General features: G+C 63.3%; 18 protein-coding genes. 10 read left to right on the forward strand and 8 right to left on the reverse strand.

The window, feature by feature from the left end:
- Positions 1-13 precede the first annotated feature (13 nt).
- Positions 14-2824: an aminomethyl-transferring glycine dehydrogenase gene (gene gcvP / locus NKJ81_RS12885; protein WP_352540653.1), complete on the forward strand. Its 2811-nt coding sequence runs from the start codon at positions 14-16 to the stop codon at positions 2822-2824.
- 72 nt (positions 2825-2896) lie between these two features.
- Here the strand turns inward: gcvP and NKJ81_RS12890 are convergent, their stop codons facing one another.
- Positions 2897-4066 (reverse strand): GGDEF domain-containing protein, encoded by a 1170-nt coding sequence (locus tag NKJ81_RS12890; RefSeq protein ID WP_352540654.1) that lies wholly within the window; start codon positions 4064-4066, stop codon positions 2897-2899.
- A 272-nt stretch (positions 4067-4338) separates the two neighbouring features.
- Here NKJ81_RS12890 and parE point away from each other — a divergent pair, with 272 nt between their 5' ends.
- Together parE and NKJ81_RS12900 are read left to right on the forward strand one after the other, a co-directional pair.
- Positions 4339-6390, forward strand: coding sequence for a DNA topoisomerase IV subunit B (gene parE, locus NKJ81_RS12895; RefSeq protein ID WP_352540655.1), 2052 nt, complete (start codon positions 4339-4341; stop codon positions 6388-6390).
- A gap of 42 nt (positions 6391-6432) precedes the next feature.
- Positions 6433-8493, forward strand: a complete 2061-nt coding sequence (locus tag NKJ81_RS12900) for an FUSC family protein (protein WP_352540656.1) — start codon at positions 6433-6435, stop codon at positions 8491-8493.
- Here NKJ81_RS12900 and NKJ81_RS12905 read toward each other — a convergent pair.
- Positions 8490-9611 carry a DUF2336 domain-containing protein gene (locus NKJ81_RS12905; protein ID WP_352540657.1) on the reverse strand — a complete coding sequence of 374 codons (1122 nt, stop codon included), beginning with the start codon at positions 9609-9611 and terminating at the stop codon, positions 8490-8492. The genes NKJ81_RS12900 and NKJ81_RS12905 overlap by 4 nt on opposite strands.
- 110 nt (positions 9612-9721) lie before the next feature.
- Between NKJ81_RS12905 and NKJ81_RS12910 the strand changes: the two genes are divergently transcribed.
- Both NKJ81_RS12910 and NKJ81_RS12915 read left to right on the forward strand, forming a co-directional pair.
- Positions 9722-10213, forward strand: coding sequence for a MaoC family dehydratase (locus tag NKJ81_RS12910; RefSeq protein WP_502901046.1), 492 nt, complete (start codon positions 9722-9724; stop codon positions 10211-10213).
- 3 nt (positions 10214-10216) lie between these two features.
- Entirely contained in the window at positions 10217-11098 is an 882-nt protein-coding gene (locus tag NKJ81_RS12915) for an HpcH/HpaI aldolase/citrate lyase family protein (RefSeq protein ID WP_352540658.1), read from the forward strand.
- A gap of 20 nt (positions 11099-11118) precedes the next feature.
- Here NKJ81_RS12915 and NKJ81_RS12920 read toward each other — a convergent pair whose 3' ends face one another.
- Positions 11119-11703, reverse strand: coding sequence for a nitroreductase family protein (locus NKJ81_RS12920; RefSeq protein WP_352540659.1), 585 nt, complete (start codon positions 11701-11703; stop codon positions 11119-11121).
- 156 nt (positions 11704-11859) lie between these two features.
- Here NKJ81_RS12920 and NKJ81_RS12925 point away from each other — a divergent pair, with 156 nt between their 5' ends.
- Positions 11860-12825 (forward strand): RgsD C-terminal domain-containing protein, encoded by a 966-nt coding sequence (locus tag NKJ81_RS12925; RefSeq protein ID WP_352540660.1) that lies wholly within the window; start codon positions 11860-11862, stop codon positions 12823-12825.
- A 158-nt stretch (positions 12826-12983) separates the two neighbouring features.
- On the opposite strand, the gene thrS is transcribed toward NKJ81_RS12925, so the two are convergent.
- From thrS to NKJ81_RS12945, 4 genes are all read right to left on the reverse strand, one after another.
- Positions 12984-14957 (reverse strand): threonine--tRNA ligase, encoded by a 1974-nt coding sequence (gene thrS / locus NKJ81_RS12930; protein ID WP_352540661.1) that lies wholly within the window; start codon positions 14955-14957, stop codon positions 12984-12986.
- A 167-nt stretch (positions 14958-15124) separates the two neighbouring features.
- Positions 15125-15940 carry a class D beta-lactamase gene (gene blaOXA / locus NKJ81_RS12935; protein WP_352540662.1) on the reverse strand — a complete coding sequence of 272 codons (816 nt, stop codon included), beginning with the start codon at positions 15938-15940 and terminating at the stop codon, positions 15125-15127.
- A gap of 146 nt (positions 15941-16086) precedes the next feature.
- On the reverse strand, positions 16087-16473 hold the full coding sequence (gene yidD / locus NKJ81_RS12940) for a membrane protein insertion efficiency factor YidD (protein WP_502904284.1): 387 nt from the start codon (positions 16471-16473) through the stop codon (positions 16087-16089).
- 67 nt (positions 16474-16540) lie between these two features.
- Entirely contained in the window at positions 16541-16708 is a 168-nt protein-coding gene (locus NKJ81_RS12945; RefSeq protein WP_352540663.1) for a hypothetical protein, read from the reverse strand.
- Between the two features lie 91 nt (positions 16709-16799).
- On the opposite strand from NKJ81_RS12945, the gene NKJ81_RS12950 reads away from it, so the two are divergent.
- A complete protein-coding gene (locus NKJ81_RS12950) occupies positions 16800-17714 on the forward strand; it encodes a LysR substrate-binding domain-containing protein (protein ID WP_352500847.1) in 915 nt (304 codons plus the stop codon).
- Here NKJ81_RS12950 and NKJ81_RS12955 read toward each other — a convergent pair.
- Complete coding sequence (locus NKJ81_RS12955; protein WP_023678879.1) at positions 17711-18157, reverse strand: iron-sulfur cluster assembly scaffold protein; 447 nt, start codon at positions 18155-18157, stop codon at positions 17711-17713. The two genes, NKJ81_RS12950 and NKJ81_RS12955, sit on opposite strands and share 4 nt — an antisense overlap.
- A 240-nt stretch (positions 18158-18397) precedes the next feature.
- Here NKJ81_RS12955 and folE point away from each other — a divergent pair, with 240 nt between their 5' ends.
- From folE to NKJ81_RS12970, 3 genes are all read left to right on the forward strand, one after another.
- On the forward strand, positions 18398-19033 hold the full coding sequence (folE, locus tag NKJ81_RS12960) for a GTP cyclohydrolase I FolE (RefSeq protein WP_352466975.1): 636 nt from the start codon (positions 18398-18400) through the stop codon (positions 19031-19033).
- Positions 19034-19068: 35 nt separating this feature from the next.
- Positions 19069-19539: a phosphoribosyl-AMP cyclohydrolase gene (gene hisI, locus NKJ81_RS12965; RefSeq protein ID WP_352540664.1), complete on the forward strand. Its 471-nt coding sequence runs from the start codon at positions 19069-19071 to the stop codon at positions 19537-19539.
- An 84-nt stretch (positions 19540-19623) separates the two neighbouring features.
- Complete coding sequence (locus tag NKJ81_RS12970; protein WP_023678882.1) at positions 19624-20595, forward strand: patatin family protein; 972 nt, start codon at positions 19624-19626, stop codon at positions 20593-20595.
- Positions 20596-20600: the final 5 nt, after the last annotated feature.

Here is a 20600-nt window from a genome sequence, read left to right on the forward strand (position 1 = left end):
CAGGACCAGGAAGATGACCGCAGCACCCTACCCCTTCTCGGCTCGCCATATCGGCCCGGGCCTCCATGACGTCAGAGCCATGCTGGCGACGATCGGCGTTCCTTCGGTCGAGACCCTGATCAGCCAGGCAGTGCCGAAGTCGATCCGGCTCGACCGGCCGCTGGCCCTGCCCGCGCCCGCAACCGAAGCGGAAGCGCTGGCCGAGCTCGCGGCGACGATGGCAAAGAACACGGTGCAGAAGAGCTTCATCGGTGCCGGGTATAATGGCGTCCACGTGCCGCCGGTGATCCAGCGCAACCTGTTCGAGAACCCGGCCTGGTATACGGCTTACACGCCTTACCAAGCCGAGATCAGTCAGGGCCGGCTGGAGATGCTGTTCAACTTCCAGACACTGGTGACGGAACTGACCGGCCTGCCGGTGGCATCGGCCTCGCTGCTCGACGAGGCGACGGCGGTGGCCGAAGCGGTTGGCATCGCGCTGCGCCATCATCGCGACAAGCGCACCAAGGTGGCACTGGCCGGCACGCCGCACCCGCAGACGCTGGACGTCGTGCGCACCCGCGCCGAGCCGCTCGGCATCGAGGTCGACGGCGAGGTGATCGACGACAACACCGCCGCCCTGCTGGTCTCCTGGCCCGATACATTCGGCGTCTACGGCGACCACAAGGCAGCGATCGACAGGGCCCGTGCTGCCGGCGCGCTGGTCGTCTTCATCGCCGACCCGCTTGGCCTGACGCTGACCGATGCGCCGGCCAGGCTTGGCGCCGACATCGCCGTCGGCCCGATGCAGCGTTTTGGCGTGCCGATGGGCTTTGGCGGGCCGCACGCCGCCTATTGCGCCGTCTCCGACAGGCTGACGCGGCTGATGCCCGGCCGGCTCGTTGGCCAGTCGACGGATAGCAAGGGCCGTCCTGGTTATCGCCTCGCTTTGCAGACACGCGAACAGCATATCCGCCGCGACAAGGCGACGTCCAACATCTGCACCGCACAGGCGCTGCTCGCCAATATGGCGACGGCCTACGCGATCTGGCATGGCCCTGCCGGGCTGCAGGCGATTGCCGGCCGCGTCCACACGCTGGCCAACCGCCTGGCTGCCGGCCTCAAGGCAGCGGGCGTTTCGGTGGTCGGCGACAGCCATTTCGACACGGTGACCGTGAAAGTGAAGGGCAGAGCCGGCGCGATTGCCGCCGCCGCAGAAAAGACCGGCCGGCTGCTGCGCGTCATCGACGCCGACCATGTCGGCATCAGCTTCGACGAGACCTCCACCGAGGCCGATCTGGAGGCGATCGCAGCACTTTTCGGCGCCAAGGCCGGCGTTGCCGCCGGCAGTTCCATGCCAGGAAAACCGCGCGGCAAGGAGTTTCTCACCCAGCCCGTCTTCCGCGAAAACCACTCGGAAACCGACATGATGCGCTTCCTGCGCCGGCTGGCCGACAAGGACCTGGCGCTTGACCGCGCCATGATCCCGCTCGGCTCTTGCACCATGAAGCTCAACGCCGCCGCCGAAATGATGCCGGTGAGCTGGCCTGATGTCGCCAACCTGCATCCCTTCGCCCCGGCTGACCATTCGACCGGCTATCGCGCCATGATCGACGAGCTGGAAGGCTGGCTGGCGGAGATCACCGGCTTCGACGCGGTGACCCTGCAGCCCAATGCCGGCAGCCAGGGCGAATATGCCGGCCTGCTCGCCATTCGCGGCTACCACCGCTCACGCGGCGAAGGCCATCGCACCGTCTGCCTGATCCCGTCCTCGGCGCATGGCACCAATCCGGCAAGCGCGGCCATGGCCGGCATGAGCGTCGTCGTCGTGCGCTGCACCGAGGACGGCAATATCGACATGGTCGACCTGCAGGCCAAGGCGGCCGAGCATGCGCACAACCTTGCGGCGCTGATGTTCACCTATCCTTCGACGCATGGCGTATTCGAGGAGGGCGCGCGCGACCTTTGTGCCCTCGTCCACAGCCATGGCGGCCAGGTCTATTTCGACGGCGCCAACCTCAACGCGCTGGTCGGCCTCGCCCGTCCCGGCGATATCGGCGCCGATGTCTGCCACATGAACCTGCACAAGACCTTCTGCATCCCGCATGGCGGCGGCGGCCCCGGCGTCGGCCCGATCGGCGTCAAGGCGCATTTGAAGCCATATCTGCCCGGCCACGTCACCGAAGGCTCGGCCCATGCCGTGGCGGCGGCACCGTTCGGCAGTGCCTCCATCCTGCCGATCACCTGGATGTATATCCGCATGATGGGCGCTTCCGGCCTGAAGCAGGCGACCGAGACGGCGATCATCTCCGCCAACTATGTGGCGACGCGGCTTGGCGAGCATTTCCCCCTGCTTTACAAAGGGCGCAACGGACGCGTCGCGCATGAATGCATCCTCGACACCCGCGTGCTCAAGGACAGCGCCGGCATCAGCGTCGACGATATCGCCAAGCGGCTGATCGACTATGGCTTCCACGCGCCGACCATGTCGTTCCCGGTCGCCGGCACGCTGATGGTCGAGCCGACCGAGTCCGAGCCCAAGCGCGAGCTGGATCGTTTCTGCGAGGCCATGATCGCCATAGCCGGCGAGGCAGCCAAGGTGGCGAAGGGCGAATGGCCGTTGGCCGACAATCCTCTAGTCAATGCGCCGCACACCGCCGCCGAGGCGTTGGCCGGCCAGTGGACCCATCCCTATTCGCGCCTGGAGGCGGCCTACCCCGCCGGCGATGCCGACACGGCGGCAAAATACTGGCCGCCGGTGTCACGCATCGACAATGTCGCCGGCGACCGCAACCTCGTCTGCTCCTGCCCGCCGCTGTCGGAATATCTGGGTGCGGCGGAATAGATCATGATCCCGAAAAGTGGAATCCGGTTTTCGGACAAGATCACGGGTCTAACAAGCAGATAGAAACCTCAATCAGGCAGAACGCAAGGCCGGCCCGTCGGCCTTGCTCGCCCGGTCCCGAACGACGACGCGATTTCGCCCGGCGCGCTTTGCCGCATAGAGTGCTGCGTCGGCTTCGGCCAGCACATCGTCGAGACCGGTGCCGTTTGTTCCGCCAAAGCCGATGCCGCCGCTGACTGTGCTTCGCAACGGACCGAGTTGGGTGGCCACGACTTCCGTGCCGAAGGCGACGCTGATCTTGCTCGCAATGTCATAGGCCTTCTCTTCCGTCATCCGCGATATGACGAGCACGAATTCCTCGCCGCCCAACCGGAAGGCGTCGACGCCGGTCCGGGCGTATTTCCTGATGACGGCGGCAAAGCGGCACAGAACCTGGTCGCCGACCGGGTGACCGAATACGTCGTTCGTCCTCTTGAAATGGTCAAGGTCGAACATGGCAACGGACATGAACGGACCGAAGACCCGCTCGCCGTAGAGTGCCGTCAACGCCCGCCGATTCATCAGCCCGGTCAATGGATCGGTCATCGTCTCGGCCTTCAATTCGATCTGCGCCTGCAAATGGTGCAGGGAGAGCGTCAATGCGCCGAGCCCGGTCATGCAGGCGACGGCCACGACGGAATTCACCCGCTCGGCCCAATTGTCGGGCGCAACACCCAGCACCCATTGGCCCGTGACCAGCAGGACCGCGCCGCAAAGTCCGAACGACAGGGCACAGACGCCGCTCAGGAACGAGACGACCAGCAATATCCGGCGATCGTGACCACCCTCAATCCAGAACATCGCCCCGATGAGCGAGAGCAGCGCCGTTACCGTCGCGTAGGTGACAATAAAGCCGACACCATCAAACCCGAGATACGTCGCGCCCGCGCAAACGGCCATCGCAACCAAGGTCGGCAAGATGGCTCGCCTGTAGTCGCCTATGCCGAGGTATTGCATGGCCGACAGGCAGATGATCAGGAAGCCGAGGCTGAGCAGCGCAAGCACGATCTGGCAAAGCCAGGCGCTTGGATCCCTGGTGTAATGCCAGAACAACACCACATGTGCGACGAGCACGAGAATGCCACACGCCACCGTCAGCACAAAGCGTGCCTGTGGCGCGCTGAACCAGATGGCAAACATGGTGATGCTAAGGCACGTGCCCGACAGCGCCGCCGCGAGCAGGAGCGAACTGTAATCCAACATGCTTAAGCGACAGCCTCTTGAGGGTTCCGCTGCATTCTAGGTCAGCGACAGTCCGCAAATACCGCCTTTTAGCCAATCTTCCGGCGTAACCTTCGGACAGGGTTTACAAAACGTCGATGCTCCACCTTCGACCCCATTTCCGCCGCTTGGCTGTCGAATGGTTTTGCAGTAAGAGGCCCTATCCTCGAACGTAACAGGAACCTCCGTCGCCTGCCCGCCAAAAGCGTGGCAGTATCGGGTGGTGATTCGCAGCATCGGAATCCAGGACCGGCATGGACGACAATAACGATCTTTTCGCCAAATTGGACAAGCAGCCGCAACCGGCTCGCGCCGCCGCGCGCCCGGCCGACCCGCTGGTGCAGGCGGCGAAGCGGCCGGCGCCCCGCGACGCCAGCGAGAGCTATAGTGCCGCCGACATCGAAGTGCTGGAGGGGCTGGAACCGGTGCGACGGCGCCCGGGCATGTACATTGGCGGCACCGACGACAAGGCGATGCACCATCTGTTCGCCGAAGTCATCGACAATTCGATGGACGAGGCGGTCGCCGGCCATGCGACCTTCATCGATGTCGAGCTTTCCGCCGACGGATACCTGTCCGTAACCGACAACGGCCGCGGCATTCCGGTCGATCCGCACCCGAAATTCAAGAAGCCGGCGCTCGAACTCATCATGACGACGCTGCATTCAGGCGGCAAGTTCGACAGCAAGGTTTACGAGACGTCCGGCGGCCTGCACGGTGTCGGCGTTTCCGTGGTCAACGCGCTGTCCGACCATCTCGAGGTCGAGGTCGCGATTGGGCGCAAGCTCTATCGCCAGCGCTTCTCGCGAGGCGTTCCGGTGACCGGCCTGGAGCAGCTCGGCGAGGTGCACAACCGCCGCGGCACGAAGATCCGCTTCCATCCAGACGAGCAGATTTTCGGCAAGGGTGCTGCTTTCGAGCCGGCGCGGCTCTACCGCATGGCGCGGTCAAAGGCCTATCTGTTCGGCGGTGTCGAAATCCGCTGGACCTGCGATCCCTCGCTGATCAAGGAAAAGGACACGACGCCGGCCAAGGCAGAATTCCATTTTCCGGGCGGCCTCAAGGACTATCTGAAAGCCTCGCTCGGCGACGAATTCCAGGTGACCCGTGAAATGTTTGCCGGCAAGAGCGAGAAGCAGGGCGGTCACGGTTCGCTCGAATGGGCGGTGACCTGGTTCGGCGGCGACGGTTTTATCAATTCCTATTGCAACACCATCCCGACCGCGGAGGGCGGCACGCATGAGGCCGGCTTCCGCAACGTCCTGACGCGCGGCTTGCGCGCTTATGCCGACCTGGTCGGCAACAAGCGCGCCTCGATCGTCACTTCCGAGGATGTGATGATCTCGGCGGCAGGCATGCTGTCGGTGTTCATCCGCGAACCGGAATTCGTCGGCCAGACCAAGGACAGGCTCGCGACGATCGAGGCGATCCGCATCGTCGAAAGCGCTATCCGCGACCCGTTCGACCATTGGCTGGCCGACAATCCTCAGGAAGCTTCGAAACTGCTCGAATGGGTGATCGCGCGCGCCGACGAGCGGGTGCGCCGCCGCCAGGAAAAGGAAGTGTCGCGCAAAAGTGCGGTGCGCAAACTGCGGCTGCCCGGCAAGCTCGCCGACTGCACGCAGAATGCCGCCGCCGGTGCCGAGCTGTTCATCGTCGAGGGCGATTCGGCCGGCGGTTCGGCAAAGCAGGCGCGCGACCGCGCCAGCCAGGCGGTGCTGCCCCTGCGCGGCAAGATCCTCAACGTCGCCAGCGCCGGCAACGACAAGCTTGCCGCCAACCAGCAGATATCCGACCTCATCCAGGCGCTTGGCTGCGGCACGCGCTCGAGATATCGCGACGAGGACCTGCGTTACGACCGGGTCATCATCATGACCGATGCCGACGTCGACGGCGCCCATATCGCCTCGCTGCTGATCACCTTTTTCTACCAGGAGATGCCGAGCCTGGTCCGCGGCGGCCATCTCTATCTGGCGGTGCCGCCGCTTTATTCGATCCGGCAAGGCGGCAAGGTCGCCTATGCCCGCAACGATGCGCACAAGGACGAACTCCTGCGCACCGAATTCGCCGGGCGCGGCAAGGTCGAAATCGGCCGCTTCAAGGGGCTGGGCGAAATGATGGCTGCCCAGCTCAAGGAAACCACCATGGACCCGAAAAAGCGCACGCTGCTCAGGGTCGACGTTATCGATGCCGAGGCGGCGACCAAGGATGCGGTCGACGCATTGATGGGGACCAAGCCCGAGGCCCGTTTCCGCTTCATCCAGGAACGCGCGGAATTCGCCGAGACGGAAGTGCTGGATATCTGAGCTCCCGCCGCTAGCTTGGCCTTCTGAGCTGGAGACGAGCACTTGACCTGGGCGCGGCTGAAGGACGATATCGGCACGCGGATCGCTGGCCTGACGCGGCCGACGCGTTCGGACTGGATCTTTGCCCTGCGCACCGTTTCGGCCGGCCTCATCGCGATATTGGCCGCCTATGCGCTGAAGCTCGACCACCCGCAATGGGCGATGATGACGGTGTTCATCGTCGCACAGCCGGTCGCCGGCATGGTGCTGGCGAAGGGGTTTTATCGTCTCCTCGGCACGCTTGCCGGCGCGCTGGCGGCGATCGGCATTACCACTGTTTTCGATGCTAACCCCTGGTTGCTGGTTGCAGTTCTTGCCGTCTGGATCGGCATCTGCTCGCTGGTCTCGTCGCTGCTACGCAATCCGGAAGCCTATGGCGCGGCGCTTGCCGGCTACACCGCGATGATCATCGGCCTGCCGGCTTTCGGCCAGCCGCACCTCGTCATCGATCTCGCCGTGGCGCGCTGCGCGGAAATCGTGCTTGGTATCGTCTGCGCTGCGCTGACCAGCCGGCTGATCCTGCCGAAACTGGCCGCCGACGCCATCATCTCAAGACTGAAACGCAGCATTCTCGACCTGGCAGCCTATGCGGACGGCGCTTTTTCCGGCGGCGATGCGGAAAAGCTTGCCGGGCTGCACCGCAAGCTGATCGGCGACGTCCAGACGCTCGGCGAGATGCGCACCTACGCAAGGCTGGAGGGGCCGAGCCTCGCCACCCGCGCCTATCCGGTCCGGCGTACCATCGGCCAGCTTCTGTCGGCCCTGTCGGCGGCGCGTGCGCTGCATGCCCATGCCGCTCCGAAGAATGCAGCCCTCATCCCCGTTCGCGCCGAGTTGCAGGCCGTTGTAGGCGAACTGGTAGCCAAGCCGGGCGCGCTGGACGATACGGCGCCCTGGGTGGCGCGGCTCGACGCAATCGCCGGCAAGGCACGGCAGATGCCTGGCATCGCGGCCGGGCAAGACATTGACTGGGCTGGCACTGTCACCCGTCTAACCATTGCCGCCGACTTCGCCGGGGCAATGCAGCAAGTGCTGCGCGGCCTGGATGCACTCCGCTCTCCCCCGTCTCGTGCCAGTCGCGAACGGCGGCAGCCAGCGCTGGTGGTGCACCGCGATTACCGTGCGGCATCGCGCAATGCCGTGCGCGCAGCAATCGCCACGCTCCTGGTCGCCGGCTTCTGGCTGGCGACGAAATGGTCGGACGCGACCGGCACGGTCATTCTGGTCGCCGTTGTCTCCAGCTTGTTCGCCGCGCGCGCCGATCCGATCCGGTCGGCATGGAACTTCTTCGAGGGCACGTTGCTCGCCCTGCCGTTCGCGTTTGTGGTCGGGCAGATAGCACTTCCAGCGCTGCCGGGCTTTGGCTGGTTCGCGGTTTTCGTCGTCCCGATCCTGGTGCCAGCGGCACTGGGCATGGCCAATCCGCGTTACGTCGGCGTGGCAACGGCCTTTGCGATCAATTTCCTCGCCTTCCTCAGCCCACATCAGGTCATGACCTACGATCCGGAGCCGTTCCTCGCCAATGCGGCAGCGGTCCTTGTCGGCATTCTTCTGGCGATCGGCGTCTTCGCCGTCGTGCTGCCCGCCGACCCTTGGGTTACCCGCATCCTGCAAACCATGCGCGAAGATCTTGCACGCCTTTGCCTGCACGACCGCCTGCCGCGGCGATCGGCCTTCGAAAGCCTTGCCTACGACCGGATCAACCAGTTGATGCCACTGCTGCAGAACGCCGGCAAGAAAGGCGACGCGGTTCTCGGCGGCGGCATAGCTGCGGTTACCGTCGGCCTCGAAATCCTACGGCTGCGCAACGCGCAGCAAAGTTCCGCGATCCCGCCTGAAACAGCACTTTCCATCGCCAATTTCCTGCGCGGTCTGGCACGCGAACTGCTGTTCAGGCGTCCCGGCGAGCCGCAGACGGCGACCGTCGCAGTCGCCAGGCAGTATGCAGCAGGCATCGCGGAGCGCAGCGTCGCGGCCGAAATGCTGCAGATCGCCGCCTCGCTGCGCATCATTGCCGCCGCGATCGAGGATTTTCCGGATTTTTTCGCGAAGGACCGGGTTTAGGCAGCGGCGATCGCCAGCGCGTGCCCGCGTGCGTTCTCGCGCAGCGCGTCGAGATGGATCGATTTGACCAGCCCGGCGAGATCGCCTTCTGCGGAGTGTCCGCCCAATTCCTTCAGCATCAGCCAACTGACTTCCTGGACGCCGGCGAGGCGTTTGCCGTTGGCGACCTCGCGCCAGACCTTCAGCGCGCGCAGAATGATGGCGTGGGTGGCGGCGGCAAGCCCGGCGCTGCGGAACAGTGCCTGCAGAGCCACGTCATGGCCGCCGGCCAGCAGTGCTCTCACCCGTTGTTCGGACTGTTGGCTGAGCGCGACCAGCGCCGAACCAAAGAAGTCGACCTTGCCGTGCGCAATGGTGCGGACGACGAAGCTTGCGGTCAGGTCGCCGCGCAGGCGCAGATGTTCGACAAGTGCGGTATGTTCCTCTGTCCGCGTGCCTTCGATCAGCGTCACCGAAGCCTTGATGCAAGCATCGCGCGTGACGCGCTCGGCCCTGGCGGCGCCCATCAGCGCCAGCACCAGCGGCGACCCCTTGAGCATCTCCCCGAGCTTGACCAGCAGCATATGCCGGCAATCGGCGGGCAGCCGGGTGTCGGCGATCAGCGCCTCGCGCACCAGAGGCAGATGGCCGTGCCGCTCGGCCATGCGGCGAAAGCTGACGGATGCGATGTCGGCGCCGCTGTTGGCGAGCAGCGTGGCGCAGGCTTCCGGCTCGCCGATCTCGGCGATCGCCGCCGCAACCGACATCGAGACGCGTGGCCGGTCGGCGATCACCTTCTGCGTCGCCTTCTGGCCGCCGGCAACCCGATCGATCAGGTCGGCATCGGTGAGCAGCGGCGAGCGCGCCAGCACCAAGGCTGCGACTTCCGGCTGGTCCGAGGCCAGCGCGCTGACGATCTGCGGCGGCGCATGATGGCTCATGGAAAGCGCGTCGGCGATCGCCGCCCGCACCTTCGACGATACGTCATCGAGCAGCAACGTCAGCGCCGCCTCGGCAGCGCAGCGGTCCTCGAAAGGCAGCTCCGAGTCGACATAGGCGCGAGCCAGCGCGCTTGCCGCCGCAGCACGCTCCGACACCTTCGCCGTATGGATCCATTTCAGGAAATGCGAAACGACCATGTCGCCTGCTTACGCCCCTTGCCAGAACGCTTCTGACCCTGGTGGAGACCGTAGGCACAAATGGTTTACGAACGGTTCACCATGTTCGTTAACTGGCTTGCGAGCGCGATATGCAACGCCTATCAACCCTGAAGCAGCGGAGGAGATCGACCATGGCCGGGCTTTATCTTGAGGAGTTCGCTGTCGGCCAAGTGTTCACGCACACGCTGCGCAAAACCGTGACCGAAAGCGACAACATGTTGTTTTCGGTGATGACGTTGAACCCGCAGCCGCTGCACATCGACTTCGACTTCGCGGCGAAGAGCGAATGGGGCAAGCCGCTGGTCAATTCGCTGTTCACACTGGGCCTGATGATTGGCATTTCAGTCAACGACATCACCGTCGGCACCACCATCGCCAATCTCGGCATGAAGGAGACGGTGTTTCCACATCCCGTCTTCCATGGCGACACCATTCGCGTCGAGACCACGGTGGTTTCGGTGCGTGAATCCAGGTCGAAGCCGGACCGCGGCATCGTCGAGTTCGAGCACCGCGCCTATAACCAGAACGATGTGCTGGTTGCCAAATGCACGAGGCAAGCCATGATGATGAAAAAGGCATAGCCGATGCGTTCTCTGCTCTTCGTTCCCGGCGATTCGGAAAAGAAGCTGGAGAAGGGCTTTGGCGTAGGCGCCGACGTGGTCATCGTCGACCTCGAGGATTCGATTGCCGAGCAGAACAAAGGTCTGGCACGCGACACAGCGGCGCGTTTCATCGCCGCGCACAGGCACCGGACCAGCTCCGCGATCTATGTTCGCGTCAACGATCTTTCGACCGGACTGACCGACGACGATCTGGCGGCGCTCGTGCCGGTGAAACCAGACGGCATCATGCTGCCTAAGTCGAACAGCGGACTGGATGTCCAGCATCTCTCGGCCAAGCTCAGGGTGCACGAAGCCGAAAGCGGCCTGCCGGATGGCGCGATAAGGATCCTGCCGATCATCACCGAAACCGCAGCCGGCGTAATGGCCGCTGCAACCTACGCCAAGGCAAGCGCGCGGCTTGTCGGCGTCACTTGGGGGGCGGAAGATCTGTCGGCGGCAATCGGCGCACGCGCGACGCGCGACGGGAACGGCCGCTACACGGATGTGTTCCGCCTCGCCCGCACCATGACCATGCTTGCCGCAAGTGCCGCGGAAGTCGCGGCAATCGACACCGTCTTTCCGGATTTTCGCGACATGGCCGGCTTCGAGGCCGAATGCGCCGAGGCCGAGCGCGACGGTTTCACCGGCAAGATGGCGATCCATCCGGCGCAGGTGCCGGTCATCAACGCCGCCTTCACGCCTTCGGCGCAAGCGGTGAAAAGCGCCCTGGCGATCGTCGAGGCGTTCGAGGCGGCAGGAAATCCAGGCGTCGTCGGCATCGACGGCAAGATGTACGATCGGCCGCATCTCAAGCTCGCAGAGCGGCTCCTGGCGCGAGCCAAGGCATCGGAGCTTGATCCTTAGGGGTCTGTTCCGCGCCGGAATTATCCCACCCACGGCCCTGAATAGTCGGCATAGAGCTTTGCCGGATCGGGCCGCGGTCGTTCCGGCGCTGGCCCCTGGTAAAAGCCGATATGGACGAAGCCGACGACCCGCTCATGCGGCGCCAGGCCGAGGATCGCCCTGCCCTCGGGCACGTCGGAATACCAGTTGCTGATCATGTTGGTGCCGTAGCCCAGCGCATTGGCGGCAAGCATCAGGTTCATCGCCGCCATGCCGCCGGACAGGAACATCTCCCATTGCGGGATCTTTGGATTTTCCCTAGGGATAGAAATCACGCCGATGACCAGCGGCGCCCGCGAAAAGCGCGCCAATTCCTGGTTGCGCCGGCCTTCCGGCAGCGGCCCTTCGCGCTGTTCGGCAAGTTTTGCCAGCTTCTTGCCGATCTCGATGCGGGCCTCGCCGCGATAGAGGATGAAACGCCAAGGCTCCAGCCGGCCGTGGTCCGGCACCCGCGAGGCGGCGGCGATCATCGTCGCGATCTCCGCATCGCCCGGTGCCGGTTCTTTCAAATCCGGGATCGGCGCGGAATTTCGGGTCAGCAGAAAATCGATGATCGGCGACGCCATGGGCGCAAGTCTCCTGGAATTTGAGCTGAAGCGCACCATCGGGACATCGGGCGGCTTGGGCATTGGCGCGGCGCGCCGGACAAAGAGCCCTGTAGCAGAAGCCGACCGGACTCTTAAGCCTTGAAATTGCCACCGCCTTGGGCTTCAACGCAAGGCATGTTTGAGGGGACATTGCGTCTTTTCCTGATATGGCTCGCTGCCGCACTGTTGATGGTGCCGGTTTCGCTTGCCGTCGCCCAGGATGTGGACGGCCTTGGCGAGCTGAAGCTTCCCGGAATTTCGGGCTATGCACCTCCGAAAAGCGAGACATCGCTGGCATTGGGCAGCAGCGGGGCGATCACGCTGTCGGCGCAATTGACCGACAAGGGCGCCGACATCACGCGCGGCATAGTCTGGCGCGTCTTCAAACCCGAATCGGCCAGCGACGGCAAGCTGACGATGGTCGCCTCCTCTCATGGCGGCACCGCCATATTCCAGCTCGAGCCGGGTTCGTATCTGGTCCACGCCTCCTACGGGCGGGCCGGCGCCACCAAGCGCATCACCGTCGGCAAGGAAGCCAAGCGCGAGAGCCTCGTGCTCGATGCCGGTGGCCTCAAGCTCGATGCAGTGCTGTCCGGCGGGGTACGCATACCGCCGAAGAAGCTGCGCTTCTCGATCTATGAGAGCCACGCCGCGGCCGATGGCGATCGCGCCCTGATCATACCCGATGTCGAGCCGAACAGCGTCGTGCGGCTCAATGCCGGCACCTACCACGTCGTGTCGACCTATGGCGCGGTGAACGCGGTCATCCGCTCCGACATCCGCGTCGAGGCCGGCAAGCTGACCGAAGCGACCGTCGAGCACCGTGCCGCCGAGATGACCATGAAGCTGGTGCGCGAACCAGGCGGCGAGGCGATCGCCGACACCTCCTGGTCCCTGCTCAACGAATCCGGCGATCCGATCAAGGAAACCGTCGGCGCCTTTGCCTCGATGGTGCTGGCCGAGGGCGACTACACCATCATCGCCAAGAACCGCGACCGCATCTACCAGAAGGATTTTACGGTGGTGGCTGGGCACAACCAGGACATCGAGGTTCTGGCCACCGAGGCTTCGGCCATCGATTCCGAGGAAGGCGCCGACTGAGACGCGCCCCTCTAAGCTGCCTTGTGCATGGGTCGCGCCAGCGCGTCGCCGACGCGCACGTCGATCGATTTGCCAGATAGGCGTGCGGCGTGACAGGCATACAAAATATAAAAATGGCGGTGGATCGCTCCACCGCCATTCATTGCTCGTCGATAGGTTCAGGCCGCGCGGCGCTTGCGGTCGGGTGTCACCGCCTCGTCGGCAAGCAGCCTCACGGCGGCTGCGAGGCCGAGTGATTCCTGGTCACGCGACCCGAGACGACGGATATTGACCGTTTCTTCCTCGGCCTCGCGCTTGCCGCAGACGAGGATGACCGGCACCTTGGCCAGCGAATGCTCGCGGACCTTGTAGTTGATCTTCTCGTTGCGCAGATCGGCTTCGGCGATCAGCCCCGCCGCCTTCAGCTGCGCAACGACCTTCTGGGCGTAATCGTCGGCATCGGAAGTGATCGTCGCCACCACCACCTGCAGCGGCGCGAACCAGAGCGGGAAATGGCCGGAATAATTCTCGATCAGGATGCCGAGAAACCGCTCCATCGAGCCGCAGATGGCGCGATGCACCATCACCGGCTGCTTCTTTTCCGAATCCGAGCCGATGTAGAAGGCGCCGAACCGTTCAGGCAGGTTGAAATCAACCTGCGTGGTGCCGCATTGCCAGTCGCGGCCGATGGCGTCCTTCAGCACATATTCGAACTTCGGCCCGTAGAACGTGCCCTCGCCCGGATTGACGCCCGTCTTGATCCGGTTGCCCGACCGCGCCGCGATCTTGTCGAGCACGTCCTGCAGCACGCCCTCGGCATGATCCCACATTGCGTCGGTGCCGACCCGTTTTTCGGGGCGGGTCGCCAGCTTGACGGTGATTTCGTCGAAGCCGAAATCGGCATAGGTCGAGAGGATCAGATCGTTGATCTTGAGGCACTCGTCGGCGAGCTGTTCCTCGGTGCAGAAGATGTGCGCATCATCCTGGGTAAAGCCGCGCACGCGCATCAGCCCGTGCAGCGCGCCGGACGGCTCATAGCGATGCACATTGCCGAATTCCGCAAGTTTTACCGGCAGATCGCGGTAGGATTTCAGCCCGTGCTTGAAGATTTGGACGTGACCGGGGCAGTTCATCGGCTTCAGCGCAAACACCCGGTCGTCGTCGGTGTCGTCGCCAGCAACGGTCACCTTGAACATGTTGTCCCGGTACCAGCCCCAGTGGCCTGACGTCTCCCACAGGCTCTTGTCGAGCACCTGCGGCGCGTTGACTTCCTGATAGCCCTGCTCGTCGAGGCGGCGACGCATGTAATTGACCAGGTTCTGGAACATCCTCCAGCCCTTGGCGTGCCAGAAGACGACCCCGGGGCCCTCCTCCTGGAAGTGGAACAGGTCCATCTCACGGCCGAGCTTCCTGTGGTCGCGCTTCTCGGCCTCCTCCAGCATCGTCTGATAGGCTTCGAGCTGCGCCTGATCGGCCCAGGCCGTGCCGTAGATGCGGGTCAGCATCGGATTGTTGCTGTCGCCGCGCCAATAGGCGCCGGCGACCTTCATCAGCTTGAAGGCGCTGCCGATCTGGCCGGTCGCGGCCATATGCGGGCCGCGGCAGAGGTCGAACCAGTCGCCCTGTGCATAGATCTTGAGATCCTGGTCCTCGGCGATGGCGTCGATCAACTCGAGCTTGTAGCGCTCGCCCTTGTCGGCAAAGATCCTTTTCGCCTTTTCGCGCGACCAGACCTCCTTGGTGAACGGCTTGTTGCGTGCAATGATCTCGCGCATCTTCTTCTCGATCACCGGGAAATCGTCGGGCGTGAACGGCTCGTTGCGGGCAAAATCGTAGTAGAACCCGTTTTCGATCACCGGCCCGATGGTCACCTGCGTTCCCGGCCAAAGTTCCTGCACGGCTTCGGCCAGCACATGGGCTGCATCGTGGCGGATGAGCTCCAGCGCACGCGGGTCCTCGCGGGTGATGATCTCGACTTTGCCCGATCTGCCGATCGGGTCGGAAAGATCGCGCAGCGTGCCGTCGATCGAATAGGCAACGGCCTTCTTGGCCAGCGACTTCGAGATCGATTCCGCCAGGCCGGCGCCGGTCATCGCCGCGTCGTAATCGCGAACGGAACCATCGGGAAATGTCAGGGAAACGGAATTCAGCATAAGATTCTCCTATCCAGTCCCGCAAACGAGCGCGGGTGGTGAAATGCATGTCGCCCAAGACTGCTTAGCGGTTTTGGGGCTACGAGATGCATCAGTAAGAGCCGGATGCGTCCGGCGGCGAGCGGTCTTTTATGGGCAGTTTTCGGCGCCGTAAAGTCGGATGTAGGTCACCTGAGGAGATTCGGCAGATCTTTCAGGAACATCGCCCGCGTCTTGAGTCCCTTTGGCGTGTCGGAACGTTTCGTATCGACTACCAGGCGGGCAAAGACGATCTTGCGAGCATCGGTCTGCGCCCAGCCGACAAACCAGCCAAGCGAGCGCTTGTCGGCGCTGTCGCCGAGCCTGGTCGTTCCGGTCTTGCCCTGCACCGTCCAGCCGCCTGCCCGGAAGGTCGGGACAATCGCGCTGGTCATCGCATGGGCCTTGTCCGAAACCGGCAGTTTTCGCGCCAGCAGCTTGCGCAGGAAATCGACCTGCTCGACCGGCGATATCTTGAGCGAAGAATTCACCCAGGAATGGGTGAGGCCGTCATTCTTGCCGGCAGTGCCGGAGACTTCGGTGTTGCCATAGTCCAATCTGGACACATAGCCGGCAAACTGTTTGCTGCCGAGCCGGCGCGTAATCTCGCGTGAGGACCAAAGGACCGAATCCCTTTCCCAGATCGTCGGGTCGACGGTCTTGCGGTCCCGTTTCGGGGCATTGAACTCCGCCTTGTACTCCCAGCTTGGCGTATGCTCGTCGCTCAGGATTCCAGCATCATAGCCGATCAGCGCCAGCGGAACCTTGAATGTCGAGGCGGGGCTGAAGCGCTGATCACAGGTCCCTTGGCGATACAGCGTCTCGCCGCTTGCGGCGTCGACGATCAGCGTGCATTCGACGTCCCCGAGCGGCGCCGATTGCGCACGGATCGGAAAACCCATCAGCCACGCCAGGACGTAGAGAACCACGGCGAAAATGAAGGGACGACGATCTATCCGGCGCATTTGGTAATCTCTCCTGAAGGGTGTCAGGAGCGGCTTAGCGAGGTGTCTTGTCTCGATTTTGTCTCAAATGCGCTATGTCAGCGCAAGCTGCGGTTAACCCTACCAGATCGTAAAAAGCAACCCCTCTGTGCACCGCACAGTTGCGGTCAACTGTCCAGGTCGCCACGTTTTTTCCCGATCCGCCAGTACCGCCATGGCGTGAACCAGAGGTAGCGATCAGCCAGTGCCTCAGGCACCCGGTCGATGCCGTGCGTGCCGAACGGTCCGCAGCGCAGCACCCGGAAAAACCCCATCCAGCCGCCGGCCCACAGCCCGTGGCGGGCGATCGCTTCGTACGCGTATTCGGAACAGGTCGGCAGATGCCGGCAGGAATTGCCGACGAAGCCGGACAGCGTCAGCTGGTAAAGTCGGACAAGCGACGTGCCGAAGACGCGGCCCGGCGTCTTGCGCCACGGGCCGGACCAGTTGCGTCCTTGTCGAATCGGCCTGGCGCCGTGCGCATGCCGATGTTGGCCGACCACCGCAGTCTCCACATCGCGTTTCCCTACGCGATAGATGTGCGCATCGGGCCAGGAACGCAATGCCGTTCCGGCAATCCCGTCATGGCCTGGTAGGGCGAACCGGATAGCGGTCGGCCGTCGGCCTTCGGCATACGGCGACGCTGGTCGGCGGCCTCTCCTCGCACCAATCCCTATGCGGTTTCTCGTCGTACCATTGAAACGTCGCGATCCGCATCACATCGCCCAGAATGTTGAGAAACTGGATCATGGCGGCACTCCTTAAGCACCGATTAGAGCGCCGCTGGCCTTGCTCTTCAAACGAGTATAACGTCAACGTCAGATAACTCTGAGTTATGCGAATGAAGCGCGGACACCTCCCCCTGACGGCTCTGAGAAGCTTCGAAGCAGCCGGTCGTCACCTGAGCTTCAGCCGTGCGGCCGAGGAGCTTTATGTTTCGCAGGCGGCGATCAGCCGACAGATCCGCGAGCTCGAAACCTTCCTGCGCCAACCTTTGTTCTTCCGCCATCATCGCCGCGTCGAGTTGACCGACACCGGCCAGCGGCTGCTCGACCAGTTGGTCAGAAGTTTCGAGGGCATCGACAGGCTGCTTTCGGAATTGACGGCGGCCCCGACGCAGTCCGTGGTGCGTGTCAGCGTCGAGCCATCGCTTGCATCCGTATGGCTGGTGCCGCGGCTCAACCGCTTTCGCGAGTTGCGACCCGACATCGACGTTTCCCTTGAGGTCGACCCGAGATTGATAGAGTTTCGCAGCGATCAGCCCGAACTTGCCCTGCGTTTCAGTGCGCACGCCACCTCATGGCCACGCAGCGAAGCCGAACAGCTTGCCGCGGTCGTCGATTCCCCAGTTCTGTCGCCGGCACTTCTTGCATCCGGCCCAGCTCTGGAAAAGCCGATCGACCTTGGTCGCTATACGTTGCTGCACGAAGAAAACCGTCAGGCTTGGGCACGCTGGTTCGAAGCGGCGGGCGTGACGGCTGATGCCGTGCCTGCGCGCGGTCCGATGCTGGCCGATGCTTCGCTTTCGAAGCAGGCAGCCTTGCTTGGACATGGTGTCGCGTTGGGCGATCTTTTGCAGATCGGCGAAGAACTTGCGTCCGGCGCGCTGATCAAGCCTTTCGACATCGACGTCGCGTCGGGCGCCTATTGGCTAGTAGCCAGAAGGCTGAATGACCTTTCCGAACCAGCCAGGGCTTTTGCCGACTGGGTCCGGGCGGAATTCGCCGAAAGCCGGCGTTTTCTCGCCAAGGTTTAAGCCGCCTCTTCCGCCCGCTTCTTCTCGATCTGGCCGATGGCGTCGACCACTGCGTCGAAGGTCAGCATGGTCGAGGCGTGGCGCGCCTTGTAGTCGCGCACCGGTTCCAGGTATTTCAGGTCGGCGAAGCGGCCTTCGGGCGGCGGGCCGTTTTCCTTCAGCATCTTCAGCATCGTCTCGCGCACGCTGCGCAATTCTTCGGCGCTGGCGCCGACGACATGCTGCGCCATGATCGACGACGACGCCTGGCCAAGCGCACAGGCCTTCACGTCATGCGCGAAATCGCTGACGACGCCATCATCCATCTTCAGATCGACGGTCACCGTCGAGCCGCACAGCTTGGAATGTGCTCGTGCGGTTGCGTCGGGCCGGTCGAGCCGGCCGATCCGTGCGATGTTTCCGGCAAAACCCAGAATTTTCGCATTGTAGACATCGTCGATCATATTTTTCCAATCCGTCGCCGCCCAGCGAACAGTCATTGCCGCTCTGGCGTCTTCCTTTCGCTCGGCACGAACATATATAATGGCGGTAGTCGGGTATCGACAAGGCGACCACAAACCTCGTCATACCCAATTCTGTTCACGCCACTTACGGGCTGGAAACCGGGCGAGTTTCTGACACCCGAAAGGTCGTGGTCCGTTCAACTCGTTCCTCCTGAGAGAGGAACTACGGGAGACGCCTTTATGGACGCCGTTATCAAGAAACTCATGCCGCGGTCTGCCTATATGGAAAAGCCGGTCACCGACCGGCCGAGCGAGGCCGAAGTCGAAGCCGCTGTGCGCACCTTGTTGCGCTGGACCGGCGACAACCCTGACCGCGAGGGCCTGATCGACACGCCGAAGCGCGTCACCAAGGCGTTCAGCGAAATGTTCAACGGTTATGATATGTGCCCAGCCGAGGAACTTGGCCGCACCTTTGAGGAAGTTGCCGGCTATGACGACCTCGTTCTCGTCAAGGACATATCCTTCCACTCGCATTGCGAGCATCACATGGTGCCGATCATCGGCAAGGCGCATGTCGGCTATCTGCCTGACGGCAAGGTTGTCGGCCTGTCCAAGATAGCCCGTGTCGTCGACATCTTCGCCCATCGCTTGCAGACCCAGGAAGCGATGACCGCGCAGATTGCCGGCGTCATCCAGGACGTGCTCAATCCGCGCGGTGTGGCCGTTATGCTTGAGGCCGAGCATATGTGCATGGCCATGCGCGGCATCCGCAAGCAGGGCTCCACCACGCTGACCTCAACCTTCACCGGCGTCTTCAAGGACACACCCGAAGAGCAGGTCCGCTTCGTCACCATGGTGCGCGGCGGCAGGATCTGATCGGCCTGCCGGCTTCGCTAGATAAGGACCGGCGAATGTCGGCATTGGAATTCCCGAAAGCTCCAACAGACAAGAAGGCACTCGAGGAAGGCGCGGTCCTTTCACCGCGCTTCGATGCTGCCGGCCTCGTCACTGTCGTGGTCACCGATGCCGAAGACGGCGTGCTGCTGATGGTCGCGCATATGAATGCCGAGGCGCTGGCGCTGACGCTCGAGACCGGCATCGCGCACTACTGGTCGCGTTCGCGCAACGCGCTGTGGAAGAAGGGCGAAACCTCGGGCAATGTCCAGCAGGTCGTCGAGATGCTCACGGATTGTGACCAGGACGCGATATGGTTGCGCGTCAAAATGCTGGGTCACCAAGCAACTTGTCACACCGGCCGACGTTCATGCTTTTATCGGACGGTGGGGCTGAGCGATGGCAAAGGGACGCTTGCCAGCGACGGCAGCAAGCCGCTGTTCGATGCGGAAAAAACCTATCGAAAGCCCAATACACCATCAATATGAACCATTCGCAGCACTTCAGCCACGTATATTCATGATTTCGATACGGCCCGCCTATAGGATGACCGTGGGACAAGGGAGATTGTGATGCTCGACTGGGCGTCATTGCGCAACAGACCTGACGTTCGGGAGGCCAATGGCCTCTCCTCGGCCGCGGGCGCATCCGAAACCAAATCTCCGGGCAAAACTGGGATTTCGCTGGCATTGGGTGGCGGCTGTGCGCGCGGCTGGGCGCATATCGGCGTGCTGCGCGCGCTTGATGAAGCCGGCATCGAAGTGTCGATGATCGCCGGCACCTCGATCGGCGCGCTGGTCGGCGGCTGCTATGTTGCCGGCAAGCTCGACGAGTTGGAAGAATTCGCGCGCAGCCTGACCAGGCGGCGCATTTTTGGCCTTCTCGATCTCAATCTACGCGGCAGCGGCCTGTTCGGTGGCATGAAGCTCGATGCGCGGCTGCGCGAGCACATAGCCGGCATCCGCTTCGAGGACCTGCCAAAACCATTCGTCTGCGTCGCTTCGGAAATCCGCACCGGCCATGAGATCTGGCTGTCGAGCGGCTCGTTGAGCACCGCAATGCGCGCCTCCTACGCGCTGCCCGGCGTGTTCGAGCCGGTCGCCTGCAATGGGCGTGTGCTGGTTGATGGCGCACTGGTCAATCCGGTGCCGGTCTCGGTCTGCCGTGCCTACGAGCAGCCGCTCGTGGTTGCGGTGAACCTTCACTACGATCTGTTCGGCCGCGCCGCGGTGATCAAGCACAATGCCGGCGAGCTGGTCATCGAGAAAGACGCGCCGAGGGCCGGCCACGCCGATCCCGAACGCCAGTCGCGCGAGACGCGGCTCGGCATTACCGGCGTCATGGTCGAGGCCTTCAACATCATCCAGGACCGCATTTCGCGCGCCAGGCTGGCCGGCGACCCGCCGGACATATCGCTGCAGCCGAAGCTCAGCCATATCGGCCTGACCGAATTCCACCGCGCCGACGAAGCGATCCGTATCGGCTACCAGGCAACGATGGCGCAGATCGGCGACCTGACCCGGCTGCAGACCGTCCTCGCTTAGGCAGG

The sequence above is a fragment of the Mesorhizobium sp. M0018 genome (assembly GCF_040323955.1).
In the GTDB taxonomy this organism is placed as follows: domain Bacteria; phylum Pseudomonadota; class Alphaproteobacteria; order Rhizobiales; family Rhizobiaceae; genus Mesorhizobium.